The organism is Roseateles subflavus, assembly GCF_030285365.1.
Taxonomy (GTDB): domain Bacteria; phylum Pseudomonadota; class Gammaproteobacteria; order Burkholderiales; family Burkholderiaceae_C; genus Roseateles_B; species Roseateles_B subflavus.
The window spans coordinates 268,582-288,821 of record NZ_JASVDS010000001.1 but is presented as its reverse complement, the minus strand read 5'-3'; the positions used below and the strand labels follow the sequence as shown (position 1 = coordinate 288,821).

17 protein-coding genes are annotated in these 20,240 nt (G+C 70.7%); 5 read left to right on the top strand and 12 right to left on the bottom strand.

The window, feature by feature from the left end; translation table 11 throughout:
• Positions 1-80: 80 nt before the first annotated feature.
• Entirely contained in the window at positions 81-959 is an 879-nt protein-coding gene (locus QRD43_RS01255; RefSeq protein WP_285980651.1) for a hypothetical protein, read from the top strand.
• Here the strand turns inward: QRD43_RS01255 and QRD43_RS01250 are convergent, their stop codons facing one another.
• Entirely contained in the window at positions 960-2,351 is a 1,392-nt protein-coding gene (locus QRD43_RS01250; RefSeq protein ID WP_285980650.1) for an MATE family efflux transporter, read from the bottom strand. It lies immediately after the preceding gene.
• A gap of 203 nt (positions 2,352-2,554) precedes the next feature.
• Entirely contained in the window at positions 2,555-3,400 is an 846-nt protein-coding gene (locus QRD43_RS01245) for a UCP032817 domain-containing protein (RefSeq protein ID WP_285980649.1), read from the bottom strand.
• Positions 3,401-3,559: 159 nt separating this feature from the next.
• Between QRD43_RS01245 and QRD43_RS01240 the strand changes: the two genes are divergently transcribed.
• The 3 genes from QRD43_RS01240 to QRD43_RS01230 all read left to right on the top strand — a co-directional run bounded on the left by QRD43_RS01240 (position 3,560) and on the right by QRD43_RS01230 (position 6,799).
• Positions 3,560-5,644, top strand: a complete 2,085-nt coding sequence (locus QRD43_RS01240) for a S46 family peptidase (RefSeq protein WP_285980648.1) — start codon at positions 3,560-3,562, stop codon at positions 5,642-5,644.
• A gap of 89 nt (positions 5,645-5,733) precedes the next feature.
• Positions 5,734-6,480, top strand: coding sequence for a substrate-binding periplasmic protein (locus QRD43_RS01235; RefSeq protein WP_285980647.1), 747 nt, complete (start codon positions 5,734-5,736; stop codon positions 6,478-6,480).
• A gap of 85 nt (positions 6,481-6,565) precedes the next feature.
• A complete protein-coding gene (locus QRD43_RS01230; protein ID WP_285980646.1) occupies positions 6,566-6,799 on the top strand; it encodes a DUF1161 domain-containing protein in 234 nt (77 codons plus the stop codon).
• Positions 6,800-6,886: 87 nt separating this feature from the next.
• Here QRD43_RS01230 and QRD43_RS01225 read toward each other — a convergent pair whose 3' ends face one another.
• Complete coding sequence (locus tag QRD43_RS01225) at positions 6,887-9,985, bottom strand: DUF2135 domain-containing protein (RefSeq protein WP_285980645.1); 3,099 nt, start codon at positions 9,983-9,985, stop codon at positions 6,887-6,889.
• Positions 9,986-10,120: 135 nt separating this feature from the next.
• On the opposite strand from QRD43_RS01225, the gene QRD43_RS01220 reads away from it, so the two are divergent.
• Entirely contained in the window at positions 10,121-10,897 is a 777-nt protein-coding gene (locus tag QRD43_RS01220; protein WP_285980644.1) for a glutaminyl-peptide cyclotransferase, read from the top strand.
• A gap of 20 nt (positions 10,898-10,917) precedes the next feature.
• On the opposite strand, the gene paaZ is transcribed toward QRD43_RS01220, so the two are convergent.
• The 9 genes from paaZ to paaK form a co-directional block, all read right to left on the bottom strand.
• On the bottom strand, positions 10,918-12,972 hold the full coding sequence (gene paaZ, locus QRD43_RS01215; RefSeq protein WP_285980643.1) for a phenylacetic acid degradation bifunctional protein PaaZ: 2,055 nt from the start codon (positions 12,970-12,972) through the stop codon (positions 10,918-10,920).
• Positions 12,973-13,086: 114 nt separating this feature from the next.
• A complete protein-coding gene (locus QRD43_RS01210; protein ID WP_285981524.1) occupies positions 13,087-14,229 on the bottom strand; it encodes an ABC transporter substrate-binding protein in 1,143 nt (380 codons plus the stop codon).
• An 85-nt stretch (positions 14,230-14,314) separates the two neighbouring features.
• Positions 14,315-14,923 carry a TetR/AcrR family transcriptional regulator gene (locus tag QRD43_RS01205; protein WP_285980642.1) on the bottom strand — a complete coding sequence of 203 codons (609 nt, stop codon included), beginning with the start codon at positions 14,921-14,923 and terminating at the stop codon, positions 14,315-14,317.
• 37 nt (positions 14,924-14,960) lie between these two features.
• On the bottom strand, positions 14,961-16,040 hold the full coding sequence (gene paaE / locus QRD43_RS01200) for a 1,2-phenylacetyl-CoA epoxidase subunit PaaE (protein WP_285980641.1): 1,080 nt from the start codon (positions 16,038-16,040) through the stop codon (positions 14,961-14,963).
• Between the two features lie 3 nt (positions 16,041-16,043).
• Positions 16,044-16,565, bottom strand: a complete 522-nt coding sequence (gene paaD, locus QRD43_RS01195) for a 1,2-phenylacetyl-CoA epoxidase subunit PaaD (protein ID WP_285980640.1) — start codon at positions 16,563-16,565, stop codon at positions 16,044-16,046.
• A 119-nt stretch (positions 16,566-16,684) separates the two neighbouring features.
• Complete coding sequence (paaC, locus tag QRD43_RS01190) at positions 16,685-17,461, bottom strand: 1,2-phenylacetyl-CoA epoxidase subunit PaaC (protein ID WP_285980639.1); 777 nt, start codon at positions 17,459-17,461, stop codon at positions 16,685-16,687.
• 121 nt (positions 17,462-17,582) lie between these two features.
• Complete coding sequence (gene paaB, locus QRD43_RS01185; RefSeq protein ID WP_269632395.1) at positions 17,583-17,885, bottom strand: 1,2-phenylacetyl-CoA epoxidase subunit PaaB; 303 nt, start codon at positions 17,883-17,885, stop codon at positions 17,583-17,585.
• A 17-nt stretch (positions 17,886-17,902) separates the two neighbouring features.
• On the bottom strand, positions 17,903-18,904 hold the full coding sequence (gene paaA / locus QRD43_RS01180; protein WP_285980638.1) for a 1,2-phenylacetyl-CoA epoxidase subunit PaaA: 1,002 nt from the start codon (positions 18,902-18,904) through the stop codon (positions 17,903-17,905).
• 27 nt (positions 18,905-18,931) lie between these two features.
• Positions 18,932-20,239, bottom strand: coding sequence for a phenylacetate--CoA ligase PaaK (gene paaK, locus QRD43_RS01175; protein ID WP_285980637.1), 1,308 nt, complete (start codon positions 20,237-20,239; stop codon positions 18,932-18,934).
• Position 20,240: the final 1 nt, after the last annotated feature.

Sequence of the window (20,240 nt, the reverse complement as noted above, 5' to 3'; positions counted from 1 at the left end):
GCCATCCACCAACTGGTTAGACTTCGCGCAGGCCGGGCCCGCCGGCGTCAATGCCAAGCACCCACGGAGGAACACTGCCCATGTCTCACCATTCAGCACGTCATCACCGTCGCCCTCAACGGCGTCCGCTGGCACTTGCCGCCGCCGCGCTGGCGGGGATGGCCGGTCTCTCCGGTTGCGGGGGCAGTCCCGGCGCCGGCATCGCGGATGCCTACGCCTGCGCCTTCACGAACTGCAAGTCCTCGACGGAGGTCGCGGCGGAGGACCTGCGCCTGGGCGGCAACCTGACGCGCGAGAACGGCCGCGTCACGGCGTCCTTCGGCCTGGGCTACCGGGCCAACCTGCTCACCGTGGTGCGGCTGCAGTCCCCGGATGGGATGCTCCTGCTGCCCGGGCCGGTGCCCCTGGAGCCCAAGTCGCAGGAGGGCGGGGCCTTGGGCGCGCAGGTGCAGAGCTCCCAGGACCGCTGGACCGTGCGACTGCAGCACGGCGGCAAGTCCTATGACAGCAGCATCGAGCTGCCGCCCGAGGTGCAGATCCGCGTGCCCGCGCCGTCGACCCTGACGCGTTCGCTGGGGCAGTTCGGCACCACGCTGAACGTGGCGGCCGACCCGCTGCCGCAGGTGGTGCTGGGGGACGGCGACTGCCAGCTGGCCGACGGCCGTTCCGCCCGCTGGTCGGGCGAGAAGAACGGCCCGGCGGTGCGCCTGAACGGGGCGGGCGCGGGGCAGTACGAGTACGGCGTCAGCACCGAGGCCCTGCAGCTGAGCCTGAACGAGGCCGCCGCGAGCGCCCTGTCGGCGACCAGCTCGGCGGGCATCGTGGTGAAGCAGTGCCGCGTGAGCCTGGTGTGGGCGGTGACCCGCAACGGCACGGTGGCGTCGGCGCTGTCCTCCTATGGCAGCGTCCGCGGGACCAGCCAGGTGCGCCAGTCGCTCAGCTACGTGAATGACCGCTGATCACGCCGGCGGCGTCGCCCGGGCGGCCCGCAGCCGCCGGTGCGCGGCGCGGGCATGGGGCACCCAGTCCTGCCGCGCCCAGCGACGCCACATCAGCAGGCCGCGCAGCCATTCGTCGGCCGCGTAGGCGATCCACACGCCCACCAGGCCGAGCCCGAGCTGCTGTCCGAGCAGCCAGCTGCCGCCGGCCAGCACCACCAGCATCGAGCCGCTCCCGACCATCACCGGGTAGCGGGCGTCGCCCGCCGCCCGCAAGGCATTGATCACGACGAGGTTGAAGGTCCGGCCGGGCTCCAGGACCACGGTCAGCCACAGCAGGGTGCTGCCCAGCGCGATGATGGCGGGGTCCCGGGTGAAGAAGCCCAGCAGCCAGGGACCGGCCACGGCAAAGGCGCCGGCCACCACGACGGAGACCAGCAGCCCGCGTGCCATGGCCCGCCGCACGAGGCGGTGCGCCGCATGCAGCTGGCCCGCGCCGATCAGGTGCCCCACGACGATCTCCGCCGCGAAGCCCGTCGCCAGGCCAAAGAGCAGGATGAAGTACATCAGCTGCGAGACATAGGCATGTGTGGCCAGCGCCTGCGCGCCCAGGTGGCCGACCACGGCCACGCTCGCCATGAAGGCCAGGCGGTAGGCGATGTTCTCGCCCGCGCCGGGCAGGCCGATGTGCAGGATCGCCCCCAGCTCGCGGCGCGGCAGCCGCCACCAGTCCGGCCCCGTCAGGCGCAGCCCGAGCCGCGCGCGCCACAGCCAGAGGTGCAGCGCAAGGCCCAGCAGCCGGCTGGCGATCAGCGCCAGGGCGAAGCCGATCAGGCCCAGGTGCTGCATCAGCGGCACGGCCAGCGCGAGCTGCAGGGCCTGCATGGCGAGCAGCACGGCGAGGGTGTCGCGGGCCCGCAGATGGGCCCGCATGACGCTGGCCATGGCGGCATTCCACGCGTCCAGCAGCAGGGCCGGGCCCAGCAGGACGAGGAAGGGCGTCGCCAGCGGCAGCACCTCGGCCGGCGCGCCGAGCACGCGCAGGAGCGGCTGGGCGCCCAGCATGGCGCCCAGGCCCGTCAGCAGGCCGATCCAGCTGCTGGCGCCGACGGCGGCGCGGGCGGTGGCGTCGGCGATGTCCCGGCGGCCGCTGCCCAGCGCCTGCGTCAGCACCACGCTGATGCCGGCGCCGATGATGCGGAACAGGATGAAGAGCGTGCCGGCCACATGGTTGGCCAGGGCGAAGGCGGCGCCCGCGCTGTCCGAGACGCGCGCCGCCAGCAGCGTGCCCAGGAGGCTGATGGCAATGCCCAGCCCCATTTCCAGGAACAGGGGCCAGGCCAGCGCGAAGAGGCGGGGGGCGGGGGAAGCGGGAGCGGAACCCTGCGGGTGGGGTGTCGGCGAGTGGGTCACGAGGGGGACAGCGGAGGTACGGCGGGAAGTCAGCCCGGAGGCCTGGTGCCGACAAGGGTCGCACAGATCGTGCGCCTTTCGTGCCCGCTGCGGTTACATCCGAGCAACAAGCGCGCGTCGCCCGCCGGAGGGGCCCGGGTGCCGGGGCGGGCGGGCCTTCGCCTGCGGAGCCGCCATGCCCTCACGGCGGCCGGCCGGCGCGTTCAGTTGCTGCCGCAACCGCTTCCGCAGCTGCTGCCACAGCTGCAGCCCCCGTCGCCGCTGGCGCTGCTGCAGTCGCTGGCCGAGGCGCCGTCGCCGCTGCTGCCACAGCTGCTGCCGCCCGTGGCACCGTCGCGCTGGCGGGCGAGCCGTTCGTTCTGCTGCGCCCACTGGGCCGCCTCCGCGGCGCTCAAAAGGCCCAGGCCAGCCAGGCTGGCGCCGTGCACGGCGTGCAGCTGGACCCGGCCGCGCGGGTCGCCGTCGATGTCCATCACCTGGTGGCTCAGGCAGCGCAGGCGCTTGTTCCAGCGGTAGTGCCAGCCGCCCGGCATGCGCGTCAGGGCGTCCAGCTCGAAGACCAGCGGCAGACGGCCGGCCAGCGGGCTCCGCTGCTCCTGGCGGCAGCAGGCCGCGTAGCAGCGGCCCAGGGCGTGGTCCAGGGGACCGGGCAGGCGGGAATCCGGCAAATGCGGCACCTCCCGGCCGAGGTGCTCGCGCTGGAAGGCGGCCAGGCCGGCCACGTCCGAGGCCAGCCAGGCATGCCAGACGGCGTCGGCCGCGCGGCTGGGCAGGGCGCAGGGACCGTCGGTGCGGGCGGCGGCCAGGAAGAACTGCAGCAGCGCGGTCGAGGCCAGCAGCCACTCGCGCGAGCCCTGGGGCACGCCGGGGAACTCGTCTGCGGCGTGGGCCTCCCAGGCCTGGCGCACGCCCTCGGGCAGGCGCGCCTGCAGCGCCAGGGCCTGCGGACAGCGGCGGCTCAGCTGGGCCTGCGTGCGCCGGGCCGACCCCTGCTCGCGCCAACGCTGCCAGCGCTGGATCAGGGTGGGGGCGGTCACGGAAGGGCTCATGGGAACTGCTGACGGTTTGGCTGCGCGCATGATGACGCGCCGTGCACACAGTCTGCCCCGTGTTTTCCCTGGGGCAGGGGGCATGAGGGCCCATGCCTTCCGGTCTCTGCCGGCCCTGCTCCCACAATCGGCGCTTCCGCCACTGCATTGGAATTCGCCATGCGCCTGCCCCAGCGTCTTTGCCGTCCCGCCCCCCTGGCCCTGCTGACCGGCGCGCTGCTGGCGCCCGTGCTGTCCCAGGCCGCCGAAGGCATGTGGACCCTGGACAACCCGCCGACGGCCCTGATGCGTCAGGAGCTCGGCTTCGCGCCGGATGCCGCCTGGCTGTCCAAGGCCATGCGCGGCTCGGCCCGGCTCGCCGGCGGCTGCTCGGGCAGCTTCGTGTCGGCCCAGGGCCTGGTGCTGACCAACCACCATTGCGTGGCCGAGTGCGTGGAGCAGCTCTCCAGTGCCGACAAGGACCACATGAAGAACGGTTTCCTCGCCCGCAGCCGGGCCGAGGAGCAGACCTGCCCCGCGATGGAGGTCAACCGCCTGGAGGCCATCACCGACGTCACCGAGCAGGTCAAGGCCGCCACGCGGGGTCGTGACGGCGTGGCCTTCACCCAGGCCTTCAATGCGATCAAGGCGACGCTCACCGCCCAGTGCGTCGGCGCCGACGCTAAGACGCAGCGCTGCGACGTGGTCGACCTCTATCACGGCGGCCAGTACAAGCTCTACCGCTACCACCGCTTCCAGGACGTGCGCCTGGCCTTTGCGCCGGAGCAGGCCATCGCCTTCTTCGGCGGCGATCCCGACAACTTCAACTTCCCGCGCTACGACCTCGACATGGGCCTGCTGCGCGTCTACGAGAACGGCCAGCCGGCGGTGGTGAAGGACTTCTTCCCCGTCAACACCCGCGGCCCCGCGGCCGGCGAGGCGGTCTTCGTGACGGGTCATCCCGGCTCCACGCAGCGCACGCTGACCGTCGCGCAGCTGGAGCAGCTGCGGGCGAGCCGGCTGCCGGAGTCGCTGATGGAGCTGGCCGAGTACCGCGGCCGCCTCGCGCAGTACCGCACCCAGGGCGAGGAGCAGGCGCGCACCGCCAATGCCGAGCTGTTCTACGTGGAGAACGACTTCAAGGTGCTCAAGGGTCAGCTGGAGGCGCTCAACGAGCCGGCCCTGCTGGCCGCCAAGCGCGCGGACGAGGCCCGGCTGCGCGCCTTCGCGGCCCGCCAGCCCCAGCTCAAGGCGGTGAACGGCGCCTGGGATGCCATCGCCACGGCCCTGCAGAACTACCGCAGCTTCCGCACCCTGCACGGGCAGCTGGAGCGGGGCGCTGCCTTCAACACGCAGCTCTTCGGCATCGCCCGCACCCTCGTGCGCGGTGCGGCGGAGCGCAGCCGCCCCAACGCCGAGCGCCTGCCCGAGTTCGCCGAGGCCGGCCTGCCGGCCGTGCAGGCGCAGCTGCTGTCGCCCGCGCCCATCTACCCCGCCTTCGAGAAGTTCAAGCTGAGCTTCTCGCTCGAGAAGATGCGCGAGCATCTGGGCGCCGATGCGCCGCTGGTGCACCAGGTGCTGGGCAAGGACTCGCCGGAGCAGGTCGCGGCTCGCCTGGTGGACGGCAGCCAGCTGGCGGACGTCGCGGTGCGCAAGGCCTTGTGGGAAGGCGGCATGGAGGCCGTCCGCAAGAGCCAGGACCCCTTCATCCAGCTGGCCCTGGCGCTCGATGAGCCGGCCCGCGCGCTGCGCCTGCGCTACGAGCGCGAGGTGGAATCCGTCGCCCAGAAGAACGCCGAGCTGATCGCCCAGGCCCGCTTCGCCATGACCGGCCCGCGCGTCTACCCGGACGCCACCTTCACGCTGCGCCTGTCCTACGGCAAGGTCGAGGGCTGGAAGGAGGGCGACACCCAGGTGCCGCCGTTCACCACGCTTGGCGGCACCTTCCAGCGCGCCACGGGGGCGGATCCCTTCGCGCTGCCGGCGTCCTGGCTGGCCGCCCGCGAGCGGCTCGACCTGGCCAAGCCCTTCAACCTCGTCAGCACCAACGACATCATCGGCGGCAACAGCGGCAGCCCCATGCTGAACGCGCGCGGTGAGCTGGTCGGCCTGGTTTTCGACGGCAACATCCACTCCATCGGCGGCGCCTACTGGTTCGAGCCGGCGCGCAACCGCACCGTGGCCGTCAACGCCGCGGCCATCGCCGAGACGATGGACAAGGTCTACGGGGCACGGGCGCTGCTGGACGAGCTGCAGGGGCGCTGACCCCGGAGGGCGCGACAGCGGGGTTGATCGAGAACCGGGCCGGCGAGGCCGGCGTGGGCTATGCTCAACCCACTGCCTGGATCAGCCGCATGATCTCGCGCCGCCACGCCACCCTGGCCCTCGCCTGCACCGCATCGCCCCTGGGCTGGGCGGGGGAGGCGCCGTTGCGGATCTCCACCTTGCTGGAAGCCGACCCATCGACGCTGGTGGCCGAGCGCGTGCTGCGCGAGGCTTATCGCCAGCTGGGCCGCGAGCTGCAGGTGCTGAGCATGCCCGGCGAGCGTTCCCTCCTGAGCGCCAATGCGGGCGACACCGACGGCGAGCTCTACCGCCGCGCCGGCATCGAGCGCCTCTACCCCCATCTGATGCGGGTGCCCGTGGCGCTGTTGCAGTACGAGGTGGTCGTCTTCACGCGACGGACGGACGTCCAGGTGGCGGGCTGGCAATCCCTGCGTCCCTACCGGCTGGGCTTCGTCAAGGGCATCAAGATCATCGAGGAGAACACCCGCGGCATGGAGCAGGAGCCGGTGGCGACGTTGCAGCAGGCCTTCATCAAGATGGAGCTGGGGCGCTCGGATCTGGTGATCTCCAACCGCCTGTCCGGGGTCGCCAGCCTGCGTCAGCACGGGCTGAAGGGCGTGCGGGTCCTGACGCCGCCGCTGGCCAGCTTCCCCGTCTTCCACTACCTCCACGAGCGGCACCAGGCGCTCGTGCAGCCCCTCACCGAGGTGCTGCAGAGTCTGGAGCGCAGCGGCTTCATCCAGCGCGTCGGCGAGGACGTGGCCGCTCCCTACCGCGAGGCCCCGGCGTCGTCGAAGGCTCCCCCCAAGGAGTGAGGCCGGCCTGCCACAGTGCCGTCACGGATCTCGGGACAATGCCGGGGCGGGGCGGCAAGGGTCGCCCCGACCAACGGAGGAACCCATGAACAAGATCGTCGCCACCACTCTGGCTCTCGCCGTCAGCGCTCTGACCGCCCCGGCCTTCGCCGCCGCCAAGCCTTGCGAGGAGCTCAAGACCGAGATCGCCGCCAAGCTCGACGAGAAGGGTGTCAAGCACTACACGCTGACCGTGGTCGAGAACGACAAGGTCGGCGAGGCCAAGGTCGTCGGCAGCTGCGAAGGCGGCAGCAAGAAGATCACCTACGAGAAGAAGTGAGCGAGGCTCGCGCCAGCAAGAAGCCCCGCCGAGGCGGGGCTTTTTTGTGGGCGATCGGCCGGCCATGAGCCGGCCATGCTCAGCGGCTCAGCGGCCGGGCAGCTTCGGTCCCTTGCCCTTGCCCTTGCCCTGGCCTGGTGCCGGGGCCGGTGGGTCGATCAGCCGTCCCTTGGCGTCGAGGTGGAACTCGCCGAGCTCGATGTCGCCACCGCCTTCCACCAGCCGGAAGGTCATCGTCCTCGTCTTCAGCTGCGGGCTGCCGAAGCCCGTCTGCACGTCGACCTGCACCGTGGCGCCGCGGCTCAGCGTGGCCCGCTGGCTGCCGTAGTAGCGCGCGACGACCTTGTAGCGGCCGGGCAGGGGCTGGCGCACGATGAATTCCTCGGGGCCGTAGCCTGCAGTGAAGTCGCGCGAGAGGTGGCCGCCCTGGCGGGTGTCGCGGTGCATGAAGAAGGCCTCCTCGTTCAGCGGGTCGATCACATGGAGGTCGATGTCCGTGCTGTTGAGGTCCCAGCGCATGACCACGCGCAGGCCGACCGGCAGCGACTTGCGCAGGGCCTCGGGCAGCGTCGAGACGCTCGCGCTGGGGCAGCGCTGCTGCAGGTCGTTGAGCTCGGCCAGGCTGATCAGGGCGATCTCGGCGAAGCGGTCTGGCCAGGCGGTGTCCATCACGTGCTGCAGCGAAGCGGCGGCCTCGTCGCAGCGGCCGGCCTGCCCCAGGGCCAGGCCGGCGTCGCGCCAGGATTGGGGCTCGTCGGGCGCCAGGTCCCGTGCCCGCAGCAGCAGGTCCAGGGCCAGCGCCGCCTGACCCATGCCCTGCAGGCGGTAGGCCACCAGGCGCAGGGCCGAGGCCTCGCGGGGCATCAGCGCCACGATGTTGCTGAGCACCTGCACCGCGCGGGGCACGCGGCCCAGCGCGGCGAAGCGCTCGGCCACATCGGCATGGAAGGCGGGACTGTCGGCATAGGTCCCGCTGAGGTCGGCCACGAGCCGATCCAGCGCCTCCGCGGTGCGGGCCTGCGCGAGCTCGGCGGCGTAGCGTTCGGTGGTGGCGACGGCGCGCAGGGTGTGGGCAGCGGCGGGTGCCACGGACGGGGCGGGTTCGCGGGGCGGCTCGACGCGGGTGGGGGCCGCGGGGTGCGGCAATGCGGGATGCGGCGCTGGCACATCCACCGGCCGTGGGGGCGGGGATTCAGCCTTGGGGGCCGGTGTGGGGGCCGGCATCACATGGACCTCGGGTGGGCGGATGAAAGCCGGCGGCGGCGGGCTGCCGAATTGCGTCGCAACGATCGGGGCCGGACGGCCCGTGCGCTCAAACTGCCTCTCCAGGCGCTCGCGCTCCCGGGCCTGTCTGTTCTCCAGGGCTTCGAGCTCGCGCAGGTGGCGGGCTTCCTCCTTCGCTTCCGAGAAGTCGCGCGACCACCAGCGTTCCCGGCTCGACCACTGCAGCGCCAGCGCCCTGCGCTGGACCGTGGACTGCTCGCGCTCGCGCTCGGCCCTGGCTTCGCGCCCACGCAGCACGGCCTCGCGGATGGCCGGGGTCGTCCCGGGCGGCATCACACCGTGGTTGATGTAGTCCTGCAGCGTTTCCAGGACCAGCAGGCTGGTCTCCCGGTTGACCAGGCCCAGCTGCTCGCCCAGGCGCGCGAGCTGGCGCTTGTTGCGCAGGGGCTCGACCTCCAGGGTCTGGATCCACCAGCTGCCGCACCAGAAGGCGGCCAGCGGCTCGGGCGTCCAGTGCTCGGCCTGCACGCCGCGTTCGCGGCGGCCTTGCGCGTCCTGCTGGCTGAGCAGCAGCGCGGGCTTGTCGCGCCACGCTTCGTCCGCCGGCTGGACATGGCAGGCCCGCAGCACGCCCTGTCGCGGCGTGCGGCTCTCGGCATGCCAGGCGGCCTGGTCCCAGCGGCTGGCGATGCGGACCCCGGGGGTCAGCGTGAGCTGGCGGGCCAGCTCGTCGAGGCTGGCCTGCTTCAGGTCCAGCCACTGGCCGCCGTCCTGCAGCAGGGGCTGGGCCAGGGCCATGTCGGCCACCTGTCGCGACACCAAATGCACAGGCAGCCCCGGCGACTTCAGGGCCTCGCGATGGGGCCAGCTGTGCCGCAGCTCGCTGAACATCAGCACCTGCTGGGCGCCTGCCGCGGGGGACCAGCTGCCGAGGTCCAGCGCGCCTTCAGGCTTCAGGGCAAGCAGGGTCTCGCGCAGGGCGGTCCAGTCGCCGTTGCGAACCTGGAACTGCTGGCGCTGCATCCCCAGACGCAGCACGGTCAGGGTCACGCTCAAGCTGCGGCCCCGCAGGTAGCTGTCCAGCAGCTGGAGTTCACGCAGGCGGTCGCCGGGCATGCGCAGCGAGGCGTCCCAGACGATCTCCAGCCGGCTCGGCGCCGGCAGGGGCTGCGTGCCGGCGTCGGCCATCGGGACCTCCAGCCAGCGGAACTCGGTACCGTCGTCCAGGCGGTGCGTGAAGCCGGCGGGCTGCCCGGGCGCCGGGAGGCAGACCGTGCGGGGCGCGTCGCCGCTGCGCAGCGGCAGGGTGGCGGTCCAGGCCGCGGCCGACGCGGACTTGTCGGCGGCAGGCGCCGGCTCGTCCAGCCCCTCCGGCACGAGGACGGGCTTCAGGCTGGCGCTCAGCGTGGCGGCCAGCTGGCTGCCCTCGGGGAGCGCGTCGGCACTCAGCGTGTGACGCCAGCCGCAGTCGCTGCGCTCGGCCAGGCGGGCCAGGTCGATGCGCAGACGGCGTTCACCGCGGGCCGGGATGGGGAAGACGCGCAGGCGGTAGTCGCTGTCGCTGTCGCGCTCGACGAGGGCCGGGTCCACCCGCAGGGCGGTCTGGGTCTCGAAGGCCACGCGGGCCTGGACGCGCTCCACGGGCACGGCGTCGCGCAACTCGCCGTTGATGTCCAGCGCGTAGCCGCGCAGCCGTTCGCCGTCCGCCAGAGGCAGCAGCACGGTCGCCTCCATGGGGCGGTTCGAAGGGTTGCGCAGGACCAGCTCGACGCGCTGCTCGGCGAAGGGGCCCTGCAGACGCCAGCCGATCTGGCGCAGCTCCAGCTGCACCTGGGTGTCGGCACGGACTTTCCAGGGCGCGGCCTCGGCCACGGGGGCGGCCAGGCTGAGCCAGGCCAGGTGCAGGGCCAGCAGGGCCGGCCGGTGCCAGGTCTTGCCTGGGCGATGGGTGCAGGGGGGCATGCATCCTCCTCGGGTGTGCAGGCTTCAACGCGAGAGGCCCGTCTGCGGTGCACTGTAATGGCACGCAAAGTCCGGCGCGTGGCCACGGCGCAACCGCGACAATAGCCGCGCCTCCCGACTTGCCGAGTGACGCCCATGACCCTGCGCAAACGCGATTTCCTGCTCTCCCTGCTGGCCGCCGGTGGCCTGGGAACGGCCCGGGCCCAGCGCATCGCCCTGCCCGTGTCCGGCGTGGCGGTGGTCAAGGCCTACCCGCACGACCCGGGTGCGTTCACCCAGGGCCTGGAATGGCACGAGGGCCATCTCTATGAAAGCACCGGCCTGGAAGGGCAGAGCACGATCCGCCGCGTCAACCTCGCGGATGGGCGCGTGCTGCAGAAGGCGGATGTGCCGGCCGAGCACTTCGGGGAGGGGATGACCCTCTTCGGCGACGAGATCTTCAGCCTGACGTGGAAGTCCCAGCTCGGCTTCGTGTGGGACAGGAAGACGCTCAAGAAGAAGCGCGAGTTCCGCTACGGCGGCGAGGGCTGGGGCCTGACGCACAACGGCGAGCAGCTCATCATGAGCGACGGCACCGCGCAGCTGCGCTTCCTGGATCCGGCCACGATGAAGGAGGTGCGCCGCGTCTCCGTGAGCGCCCTGGGCCGCCCGCTGGACCAGCTCAACGAGCTGGAATGGGTGGACGGCCAGGTCTGGGCGAACGTGTGGCAGCAGGACGTCATCGCCCGCATCGACCCGGCGACCGGCCAGGTGCGCGGCTGGATCGACCTGCGCGGCCTGCTGCCCCCGGCGCAGGCGCGACAGGCGGACGTGCTCAACGGCATCGCCTACGACGCCGCCGCCAAGCGCCTCTTCGTGACCGGCAAGCTCTGGCCGCAGCTCTTCGAGATCCGGCTGGTGCCGAGGGCCTGAGCCCCCGGCGCCGTGGCGGATCAGCCGTTCTTCTTCGCGACCAGCGTCAGGATGTCGTAGCTGGCGACGAGCTCGCCGCGCTGGTTCATCACCTGCACGTCCCAGGCCACCACGCCCTGCGGCGGCTGGTCCGGGCGGTTGCCGCGGTCGATGCGGCGCTTGCAGGTGAGTCGGGCCTGGATGGTGTCACCGATGGCCACGGGGTTCACGAAGCGCAGGGTGTCCAGGCCGTAGTTGGCCAGCACCGGGCCCGGCGCGGGCGACACGAACAGACCGGCGGCAGCCGACAGCACGAAGTAGCCATGCGCGATGCGCTGGCCGAACTGCGTGTCCTTGGCGGCGACCTCGTCGAAGTGCATGTAGAAGTAGTCGCCCGAGACGCCGCCGAAGTTGACGATGTCCGCCTCGCTGACCGTGCGGCGGTGCGTGAGCAGGGAGTCGCCGACCTGGATCTCCTCGAAGTGCTTGCGGAAGGGGTGGATGGCGTCTTCCTGCACCTTGCCGCCGCGCTGGTACTCGCCGGTGATGGCGGTCAGCATGGTGGGCGAGCCCTGCACCGCCACGCGCTGCAGGTAGTGCTTGACGGCGCGGATGCCGCCCAGCTCCTCGCCGCCGCCGGCGCGGCCCGGGCCGCCGTGCTTGAGCATGGGCAGGGGCGAGCCGTGGCCCGTCGATTCCTTGGCGGCGTCGCGGTCCAGCACGTGGATGCGGCCGTGGAAGGCACCCGCGTGCATCACGGCCTGCGCGGCCAGGGCCGGCGTCTTGGTGATGACGGAGCCGACCAGGCTGCCGCGGCCCTTGGCGGCCAGGTGCAGGGCCTCGTCGAAGTCCTCGTAGGGCATCAGCGTGGACACGGGGCCGAAGGCCTCGACGCTGTGCACCGTCTCGTTGGCCAGCGGGTGGCGGCACAGCAGCAGCGTGGGCGCGAAGAAGGCGCCCTCGGCCGCTCCCTCGCCCATGGGCGCGAAGCCGTCGCGGGCGCTCAGCAGCACCTCGTTGCCTTGCGAGAGCAGGGCCACGCGCTCGGTGACGTCGTGCTGCTGCTCGCGCGAGGCCAGCGCGCCCATGCGCACGCCCTCGACGGCGGGGTCGCCCACCTTGATCTTGGAGAGCCGCTCGCGCAGCTTCTCGCCCACGGCGTCCACCAGATGGCGCGGCACGATGGCGCGGCGGATGGCCGTGCACTTCTGGCCGGCCTTGGCGCTCATCTCCTTGGCCACTTCCTTGACGAAGAGCTCGAACTCGGGGTCGTCCGGCGTGACGTCCGGGGCCAGGATGGCGCAGTTGAGGCTGTCGGCCTCGGCGTTGAAGGGGATGGAGCGCGCGATCAGGTTCTTGTTGACGCGCAGCATGGCGGCGGTGTCGGCCGAGCCGGTGAAGGTGACGACGTCGGTCTCCTCCAGACGGTCCAGCAGGTCGCCCGAGCTGCCGACGATCAGCTGCAGCGCGCCTTCGGGCAGCAGGCCGCTCTCCTGGATCAGGCGCACGCAGGCCTCGGCCACATAGCTCGTCGCCGTTGCGGGCTTGACGATGCTGGGCATGCCCGCCAGGAAGGTGGGGGCGAACTTCTCCAGCATGCCCCACATGGGGAAGTTGAAGGCGTTGATGTGCACGGCCACGCCGCGCTTGGGCACCAGCACGTGGCTGCCCCAGAAGTGGCCTTCCTTGCCCAGCTGCTGGGCCGGGCCCTCGTGGAACACGTTGCTGGAGGGCAGCTCGCGCCGGCCCATAGAGGCGTAGGCGTAGAGGGTGCCGATGCCGCCCTCGATGTCGATCCAGTTGTCCGGGCGCGTGCCGCCGGTGTGCACGGAGATGGCGTAGAGCTGCTCCTTGCGTTCCATCAGGTAGGCGGCCAGGGCCTTGAGCGTGGCGGCGCGATGCTGGAAGGTGGACTTCAGCAGGGCAGGCAAGGCCTGACCCCGGGCGTAGGCCAGGCTCTCGCCGAAGTCGAGGCTCTCGGCGTGGGTCTGGGCGATGAGGCGACCGTTGAGCGCGCTGTGAAGGCCGCGAGCGGCCTGGCTGCCGACCCAGCGGCCGGCGATCAGGCTTTGAAGAACAGGGACGTTGGCGCTCATGGCGGCTCCTCCGGATGGCTTGTGAAGGGGTGAAAGAAAGGCCCCGCGGGGCGGGGCGCTTCAGTGCGGGTCAGGCGGCGGCGCCCGCGGGGCACCGCCGTCCGCCGGGGTCGATCAGGGCTGGTACTTCCAGCCGCCGTTCTCGATCTTGACCATCACGCGGGCGCGCTGGTCGAGGCCGAGATGGTCCTTGTCGGACATGCTGAACACGCCGTGGGCGCCGGGCATCTCCTTGACGGCTTCCAGCGCGTCGCGCAGGGCGGCGCGGAAGGCGGGCGTGCCGGGCTGGGCCTTCTTCACGGCCGCGGGGATGGCCGCCTGCAGCAGCTGGCCGGCATCCCAGGCATGGCCGCCGAAGGTCGAGACCGAGCCCTTGCCGAAGGCCGCCTCGTACTTGGCGACGTAGTCCAGCGCGCTCTTCTTGACCGGGTGATCGGCGGGCAGCTGCGTGGCCACCAGCACCGGGCCCGAGGGCAGGAAGGTGCCTTCGACGTCCTTGCCGCCGACGCGCAGGAAGTCGTTGTTCGCGACGCCATGCGTCTGGTAGAACTTGCCGGCGTAGCCGCGCTCCTTGAGCGACTTCTGGGGCAGGGCGGCCGGCGTGCCGCTGCCGGCCACCAGCACCGCGTCCGGCTTGGCGGCGAGGAGCTTCAGCACCTGGCCGGTCACCGAGGTGTCGGTGCGGTTGTAGCGCTCGTTGGCGACGATGGTCAGGCCCTTGGTCGAGGCGACCTTGTTGAACTCGTTGTACCAGCCCTCGCCGTAGGCATCGGCGAAGCCGACGAAGCCGACCGTCTTCACGCCCTGGCTGGCCATGTGCGAGGCGATGGCCAGGGCCATCATGATGTCGTTCTGCGGCGTCTTGAAGACCCAGCGCTTCTTGGCATCGACGGGCTCGACGATGCGGGCCGAGGCCGCCATGGAGATCATGGGCGTCTGGCTCTCGGCCACGGCGTCGATCATGGCCAGGCTGTTGGGCGTCACGGTGGAGCCCACGACCACGTCGACCTTGTGCTCGGTGATCAGCTTGCGGGTGTTGGCGACGGCCGTGGTGGTGTCCGAGGCGTCATCCAGGACGATGTAGTTGACCTTCTGGCCGGCGATGGTCGTCGGCAGCAGGCTGAAGGTGTTCTTCTCGGGGATGCCCAGCGAGGCGGCCGGGCCGGTGGCCGAGACGGTCACGCCCACGTTGATGTCGGCCAGGGCCGAACTCACCAGGGCGGCGGTGCCGGCCAGGGCCAGCAGGGTCTTCTTCATCAGCTTCACGGTGTCTCCTTGTGTTGGTCTTGCCAGTGTCTGCAGGATGCGGATCCTCGCGCGGTGATCGTCGGTGCGAAAGCCTTCACGAGGCTTGCGAGCGTCCGACCGCCCCGAGGCCACCGAAGAAGAGGTCGGCCACCATGGGCGCGACCGAGTCGTAGCTGAGCTCGCCATCGGGCTTCAGCCAGGTGAAGGTCCAGTTGATCATGCCGAAGAGCAGCATGGTCAGCGGCTTGTGCAGCTTGGCGGCCTGCAGCTCCGGGCGCACGGCGGCCACCGCCTCGGCGAAGGCGTTGACCACCTGGCGCTCGACGGCCAGCAGGCGCTCCTGGTCGGCGCCCTCCAGGAACTTGACGTCCTCGGTCAGCACGCGGTGCTCGTTCTGCGCCTCGCCATAGGCCTGCATGAAGCGGGCGATGAGGGCGCGCAGGTGCGGCTCGGGGGCCAGGTCTTGCCCCTTCACCTCGGCCACCAGCGCGGCCAGGCCCTGCACATGCGTCTCGCAGATCTGCACCAGCAGCTCGTGCTTGTCCCGCACATAGTGATAGAGCGTGGGCTTGCTCACCGCGCAGGCCTCCGCCACCTGGTTCATGGAGGTGCCGGCATAGCCTTGCGCGGCAAAGAGCCGCGCCGCCTGCGCCAGGATCTGGTCGCGGCTGGCATCGAATCCGGGGGCTCTGCCTCTGGCCATTTGTCAGTCTTGTCGTTGCGTGGAAAAGGCCGGATTCTCAACGTTCATCGAAAGAGATGACGACGCGCGACGTCAAGGCATGCGCCTGGCAGCTCAGGATGAAGCCGGCCGCCACCTCGTGTTTCTCCAGCGCGAAGTTCTTGTCCATGCGCACCTCGCCCTCGATCAGCTTGCAGCGGCAGGTGGAGCACACGCCGCTCTTGCAGGAGAAGGGCACGTCCATGCCGGCGCGGGCGGCGGCGTCGAGGATGCTGGGATCGCTCTTGCTGACGCTGATCTCGCGCGAGAGGCCGTCGCGGATCACCAGCACCGTGGCCACCTCGGCGTCGCCTTCGCGGACCTCGTGCGGCGCGGGTTGGCCGGCCTGCATCTCGGGCGTGCCGAAGCGCTCGATGTGGATGGCTTCGGGCTTCACGCCGGCCGCCAGCAGCGCGGCCTCGGCCTCATCGTTCATCTGGTAGGGGCCGCAGATGAAGGCGTGGTCGATGCTGGCGGGCTCGATGAGCGCGCCCAGGAACTCGGCGATCTTGTCGCGGTTCATGATGCCGGCCATCAGGGGCGAGTCCACCACCTCGTCGCTGAACACGTGGTGCAGGGAGACACGGGTGAGGTACTGGTTCTTCAGGTCCTCGATCTCCTCCTTGAACATCGTGGAGGCCTGGCGGCGGTTGCCGTAGATGAGGGTGAAGCGGCTGCCCGGCTCCTGCGCCAGCACCGTCTTCATGATGGACAGGATGGGCGTGATGCCCGAGCCGCCGGCGATGCCGACGTAGTGGCGCTGGCTCTGCGGCTCCACCGGCACGAAGAAGCGGCCCTGCGGCGGGAAGACCTGGATCACATCGCCCGCCTTGAGCTCGCGGTTGACCCAGTTGGAGAAGCGCCCGCCCATCACCTTGCGCACGCCCACCCGCAGCTCGCCGTCGTCGACGCCGGCGCAGATGGAGTAGGAGCGGCGCAGGTCCTCGCCATCGACGTCCGCGCGCAGGGTCAGGTATTGCCCCTGGGTGAACTTGAACAGCTCCGCGGATTCAGGCGGCACGTCAAAGCTGACGATCACGGCTTCTTCGGTGTCCGGGCGGACGTCGCGGACGCGCAGGGGGTGGAAGTTGAGGCTCATGATTCAGATGGGTTTGAAGTGTTCGAAGGGCTCACGGCAGGACAGGCAGCGATAGAGCGCCTTGCAAGCCGTGGACCCGAAAGCCGAGAGTCGCTCCGTCTGCTCCGACCCGCAACGCGGGCACGCGAGCTTCGTCAGCGACGCGCGATGCACCAGCCGGATCGGCTGCTCCGCGCCCGGATGCGCGGGCCCGGGCGGCGCGATGCCGTAGGCCTTGAGCTTGGCCCGGCCTTCCTCGGTGATCCAGTCGGTGGTCCAGGCGGGCGATCGCTGCATCGTGATCGTGATCTCGCCGAAGCGGGCCAGGGCCTCGCGCACGTTGTCCTGGATGAGCTCGGTGGCGGGGCAGCCGGAGTAGGTGGGCGTGAGCACCACCTCCAGGCCGCCGGCCGTCTCCTGCAGGTCGCGCACGATGCCCAGCTCGCACAGGCTCACCGCCGGCACCTCGGGGTCCGGGATCTGGCGCAGCACTTCCCAGGCGGCTGAGAGCCGCCCGCAAGCCTGATCCGAAGAGGCGTCCGTCATGGCGGAACTCGATGTGAGTCGGGATTCCCCCAGCGGAGCCCGAGGATCCGGCTCCGCCGGGCCTGCGGGCTCGCCCCCTTGAGGGGGCACGCGAAGCGTGTAGGGGGTGGTCATTCCGTTCACCAGACGCCGCCGGGGAAGGCGCGCTGCAGGTACTGCATTTCCGACAGCATGTGCCCCATGTGCTCGCTGTGGATGCCCACGCGACCGCTGGGGATGTAGCGGCTGTCCGCCGGCGCTTGCAGCGTGGCATCGGCCAGCACCTCGTCCATCGCGGCACGCCAGTCGGCGCGCAGCGAGTCCCAGGCCGGGCCCAGGCCCGTGGCGGCGGCGTGCGCGTCGATGTCGTCGCTGGCGAAGAGCTCGTTGGTGTAGGGCCAGAGCAGCTGCAGGGCCTCGACCATGCGGCGGCGCGATTCCTCGGTGCCGTCGCCCAGACGCTCGGTCCAGTCGGCCGCGTGCTGCTGGTGGTAGCTGGCTTCCTTGAAGGCCTTGGCGGCGATGGCGGCCACCTCGGCGTCGCTGGAGTCCTGCAGCCGGGCCCACAGCAGACGCAGCCAGGTGGCGGCGGCCAGGTTGCGGGCGGTGGTGAAGGCGAAGTCGCCGCGCGGCAGCTCCATCAGCACCGGGTTGAAGTACTGGCGCTCGTCGCGCAGGAAGGCCAGCTGGTCTTCGTCGAAGCCCTGGCCGTCGAGCTCACCCGCACGGGTCAGCAGGCCGCGGGCCTGGCCGATGAGGTCCAGCGCCATGTTCGTCAGCGCCAGGTCCTCCTCCAGGATGGGGCCGTGGCCGCACCACTCGGAGAGGCGCTGCGAGAGCACCAGGCAGCTGTCGGCGATGCGCAGCAGGTAGCGCACCTCGGGCTTGTCACCCACCTTGATCGATTGTTGTGTCATCTCTAGATCTCCAGCCCTTGCGGGAACTTCACCCAGCTGAGGCCGGGGATCCGGCTCTGCCGGGCCCTTGGCCTCGCCCCCTCGAGGGGGCGCGCGAAGCGCGTAGGGGGTGGGTCAGTCCTTACATGTGGTTGACCGAGTCGGGGAGCTCGTAAAAGGTCGGATGGCGATAGACCTTGTCTTCCATCGGATCGAAATACATGCCCTTCTCGCCCGGGTCCGAGGCCACGATCTGGCTGGACAGCACCACCCAGATGCTCACGCCTTCCTGGCGGCGGGTGTAGACCTCACGGGCCATCTGCAGGGCCAGCTTGGCGTCCGGCGCGTGCAGGCTGCCGCAGTGCTTGTGATCGAGGCCGGCCTTGCTGCGCACAAAGACTTCCCACAGGGGCCATTCGTTCTTGGGGGCTTGCTGATTGCTCATGATGCGGTTCCTTGTGCTCAGGCGGCTTGCGCTTTTGTTGCTTGCTTCTTGGCGTGGGCCAGTGCGGCTTCGCGCACCCAGGCGCCCTCATCCCAGGCCTTGACGCGGGTGGCCAGGCGTTCGCGGTTGCAGGGGCCGTCGCCGCCCACCACGCGCCAGAACTCGTCCCAGTCGATGGCGCCGAAGTCGTAGTGCTCGCGCTCGGCGTTCCACTTCAGGTCGGGGTCCGGCACGGTCACGCCCAGCACCTCGGCCTGCGGGATGGTGGCGTCCACGAACTTCTGACGCAGGTCGTCGTTGGAGATGCGCTTGATGCCCCAGCGCATGGACTGCTCGGAGTTCGGGGAGTCCTTGTCATGCGGGCCGAACATCATGAGGGAGGGCCACCACCAGCGGTTGACGGCGTCCTGCACCAGGGCCTGCTGCTCGGGCGTGCCCTTCTGCATCATCACCAGCAGGCTCTCGTAGCCCTGGCGCTGGTGGAAGCTCTCTTCACGGCAGATGCGGATCATGGCCCGCGCGTAGGGCGCGTAGGAGCAGCGGCACAGCGGCACCTGGTTCATGATGGCGGCGCCGTCCACCAGCCAGCCGATCACGCCGATGTCGGCCCAGTTCAGCGTGGGGTAGTTGAAGATGGAGCTGTACTTGGCCTTGCCCGAGTGCAGCGCCTCCAGCATCTGGTCGCGGCTGGTGCCCAGGGTCTCGGCGGCGGAGTAGAGGTACAGGCCGTGGCCGCCCTCGTCCTGGATCTTGGCCATCAGGATGGCCTTGCGCTTGAGCGTGGGCGCGCGCGTGACCCAGTTGCCCTCGGGCAGCATGCCGACGATCTCGGAGTGCGCGTGCTGGCTGATCTGGCGCACGAGCGTCTTGCGGTAGTGCTCGGGCATCCAGTCCTTGGCCTCGACGAACTCGCCCTCGCCGACGCGGGCCTCGAAGGCCGCGAGCTTCTGGGCCTCCTCCGCGCTCTGCACCTTGGCCGCCTGATCCTGCGGCCCGACGCTCATCGCTTGTGTGTACATGAATGGCTCCTTGTGGGAATCCGGGGGTTACTTGGGTCGGCGGTCGATCACGCGCCGTGCCTTGCCAACCAGCGTGCGCTCGATGCTGTCCGGCGCACCGATGTCGATCTTGGTGGAGACGCCGATCAGCGTCTTGATGCGGTGCTGCAGATGGCGGGCGATGCCGTCCTTCTGGCCCATGTCGGCGCCGGGCAGCATCTCGCAGCGCACCAGCACCTCGTCCAGCGCGCCTTCGCGGCTGACGACGAGCTGGTACTGGCCCGAGAGCTGCGGCTCCTGCAGCACCAGCTCCTCGATCTGCGTGGGGAACAGGTTGACGCCGCGGATGATCAGCATGTCGTCCGAGCGGCCGACGATCTTGCCCATGCGCCGCATGCTGCGCGAGGTTGGGGGCAGGAGGCGGGTGAGGTCGCGCGTGCGGTAGCGGATCACCGGCAGGGCCTGCTTGGTGAGCGAGGTGAAGACGAGCTCGCCCTCGGCGCCGTCGGGCAGCACCTCGCCGGTCTCGGGGTCGACGATCTCGGGGTAGAAGTGGTCCTCCCAGATCACCGGGCCGTCCTTGGACTCGATGCACTCGTTGGCAACACCTGGCCCCATCACCTCGGAGAGGCCGTAGATGTCCACGGCGTCGATGCCGGCCCGGGTCTCGATCTCGCGGCGCATGGCCTCGGTCCAGGGCTCGGCGCCGAAGATGCCCACCTTCAGCGAGCTGGCGCGCGGGTCCAGGCCCTGGCGCACGAACTCCTCGATGATCACCTGCATGTAGCTCGGCGTGACCATGATGGCATCGGGCTTGAAGTCCTGGATCAGCTGGACCTGCTTCTCGGTCTGGCCGCCGGACATGGGGATGACCGTGCACCCCAGGCGTTCGGCGCCGTAGTGCGCGCCCAGGCCGCCGGTGAAGAGGCCGTAGCCGTAGGCGATGTGGACGATGTCGCCGCGGCGCACGCCCGAGGCGCGCAGGGAGCGGGCCACGAGGTTCGCCCAGGTGTCGATGTCGGCCTGCGTGTAGCCCACGACCGTGGGCTTGCCGGTGGTGCCGGACGAGGCGTGGATGCGCACGATCTGCTCGCGCGGCACGGCGAAGAGGCCGAAGGGGTAGTGGTCGCGCAGGTCCTTCTTCGTCATGAAGGGGAACTTGGCGAGGTCGGCCAGGGTCTTGAGGTCGGAGGGGTGCACGCCCTTTTCGTCGAAGGCGGCCTTGTAGTGGGGCACGTTCTCGTAGGCGTGCTGCAGCGTCCACTGCAGGCGCTGCAGCTGCAGGGCCTGCAGTTCGTCGCGGCTGGCGGTCTCGATGGCTTCCAGGTCGCCAGGGGCGGGGTGCTTCACGGTCATG

Excerpts from the sequence above, each read along its gene's own strand:
- QRD43_RS01255 (WP_285980651.1), top strand. The coding sequence starts at position 81 with ATGTCTCACCATTCAGCACGTCATCACCGTCGCCCTCAACGGCGTCCG.
- QRD43_RS01245 (WP_285980649.1), bottom strand. The coding sequence starts at position 3,400 with ATGAGCCCTTCCGTGACCGCCCCCACCCTGATCCAGCGCTGGCAGCGT.
- QRD43_RS01240 (WP_285980648.1), top strand. The coding sequence starts at position 3,560 with ATGCGCCTGCCCCAGCGTCTTTGCCGTCCCGCCCCCCTGGCCCTGCTG.
- QRD43_RS01235 (WP_285980647.1), top strand. The coding sequence starts at position 5,734 with ATGATCTCGCGCCGCCACGCCACCCTGGCCCTCGCCTGCACCGCATCG.
- QRD43_RS01230 (WP_285980646.1), top strand. The coding sequence starts at position 6,566 with ATGAACAAGATCGTCGCCACCACTCTGGCTCTCGCCGTCAGCGCTCTG.
- QRD43_RS01225 (WP_285980645.1), bottom strand. The coding sequence starts at position 9,985 with ATGCCCCCCTGCACCCATCGCCCAGGCAAGACCTGGCACCGGCCGGCC.
- QRD43_RS01220 (WP_285980644.1), top strand. The coding sequence starts at position 10,121 with ATGACCCTGCGCAAACGCGATTTCCTGCTCTCCCTGCTGGCCGCCGGT.
- paaZ (WP_285980643.1), bottom strand. The coding sequence starts at position 12,972 with ATGAGCGCCAACGTCCCTGTTCTTCAAAGCCTGATCGCCGGCCGCTGG.
- QRD43_RS01210 (WP_285981524.1), bottom strand. The coding sequence starts at position 14,229 with ATGAAGAAGACCCTGCTGGCCCTGGCCGGCACCGCCGCCCTGGTGAGT.
- QRD43_RS01205 (WP_285980642.1), bottom strand. The coding sequence starts at position 14,923 with ATGGCCAGAGGCAGAGCCCCCGGATTCGATGCCAGCCGCGACCAGATC.
- paaE (WP_285980641.1), bottom strand. The coding sequence starts at position 16,040 with ATGAGCCTCAACTTCCACCCCCTGCGCGTCCGCGACGTCCGCCCGGAC.
- paaD (WP_285980640.1), bottom strand. The coding sequence starts at position 16,565 with ATGACGGACGCCTCTTCGGATCAGGCTTGCGGGCGGCTCTCAGCCGCC.
- paaC (WP_285980639.1), bottom strand. The coding sequence starts at position 17,461 with ATGACACAACAATCGATCAAGGTGGGTGACAAGCCCGAGGTGCGCTAC.
- paaB (WP_269632395.1), bottom strand. The coding sequence starts at position 17,885 with ATGAGCAATCAGCAAGCCCCCAAGAACGAATGGCCCCTGTGGGAAGTC.
- paaA (WP_285980638.1), bottom strand. The coding sequence starts at position 18,904 with ATGTACACACAAGCGATGAGCGTCGGGCCGCAGGATCAGGCGGCCAAG.
- paaK (WP_285980637.1), bottom strand. The coding sequence starts at position 20,239 with ATGACCGTGAAGCACCCCGCCCCTGGCGACCTGGAAGCCATCGAGACC.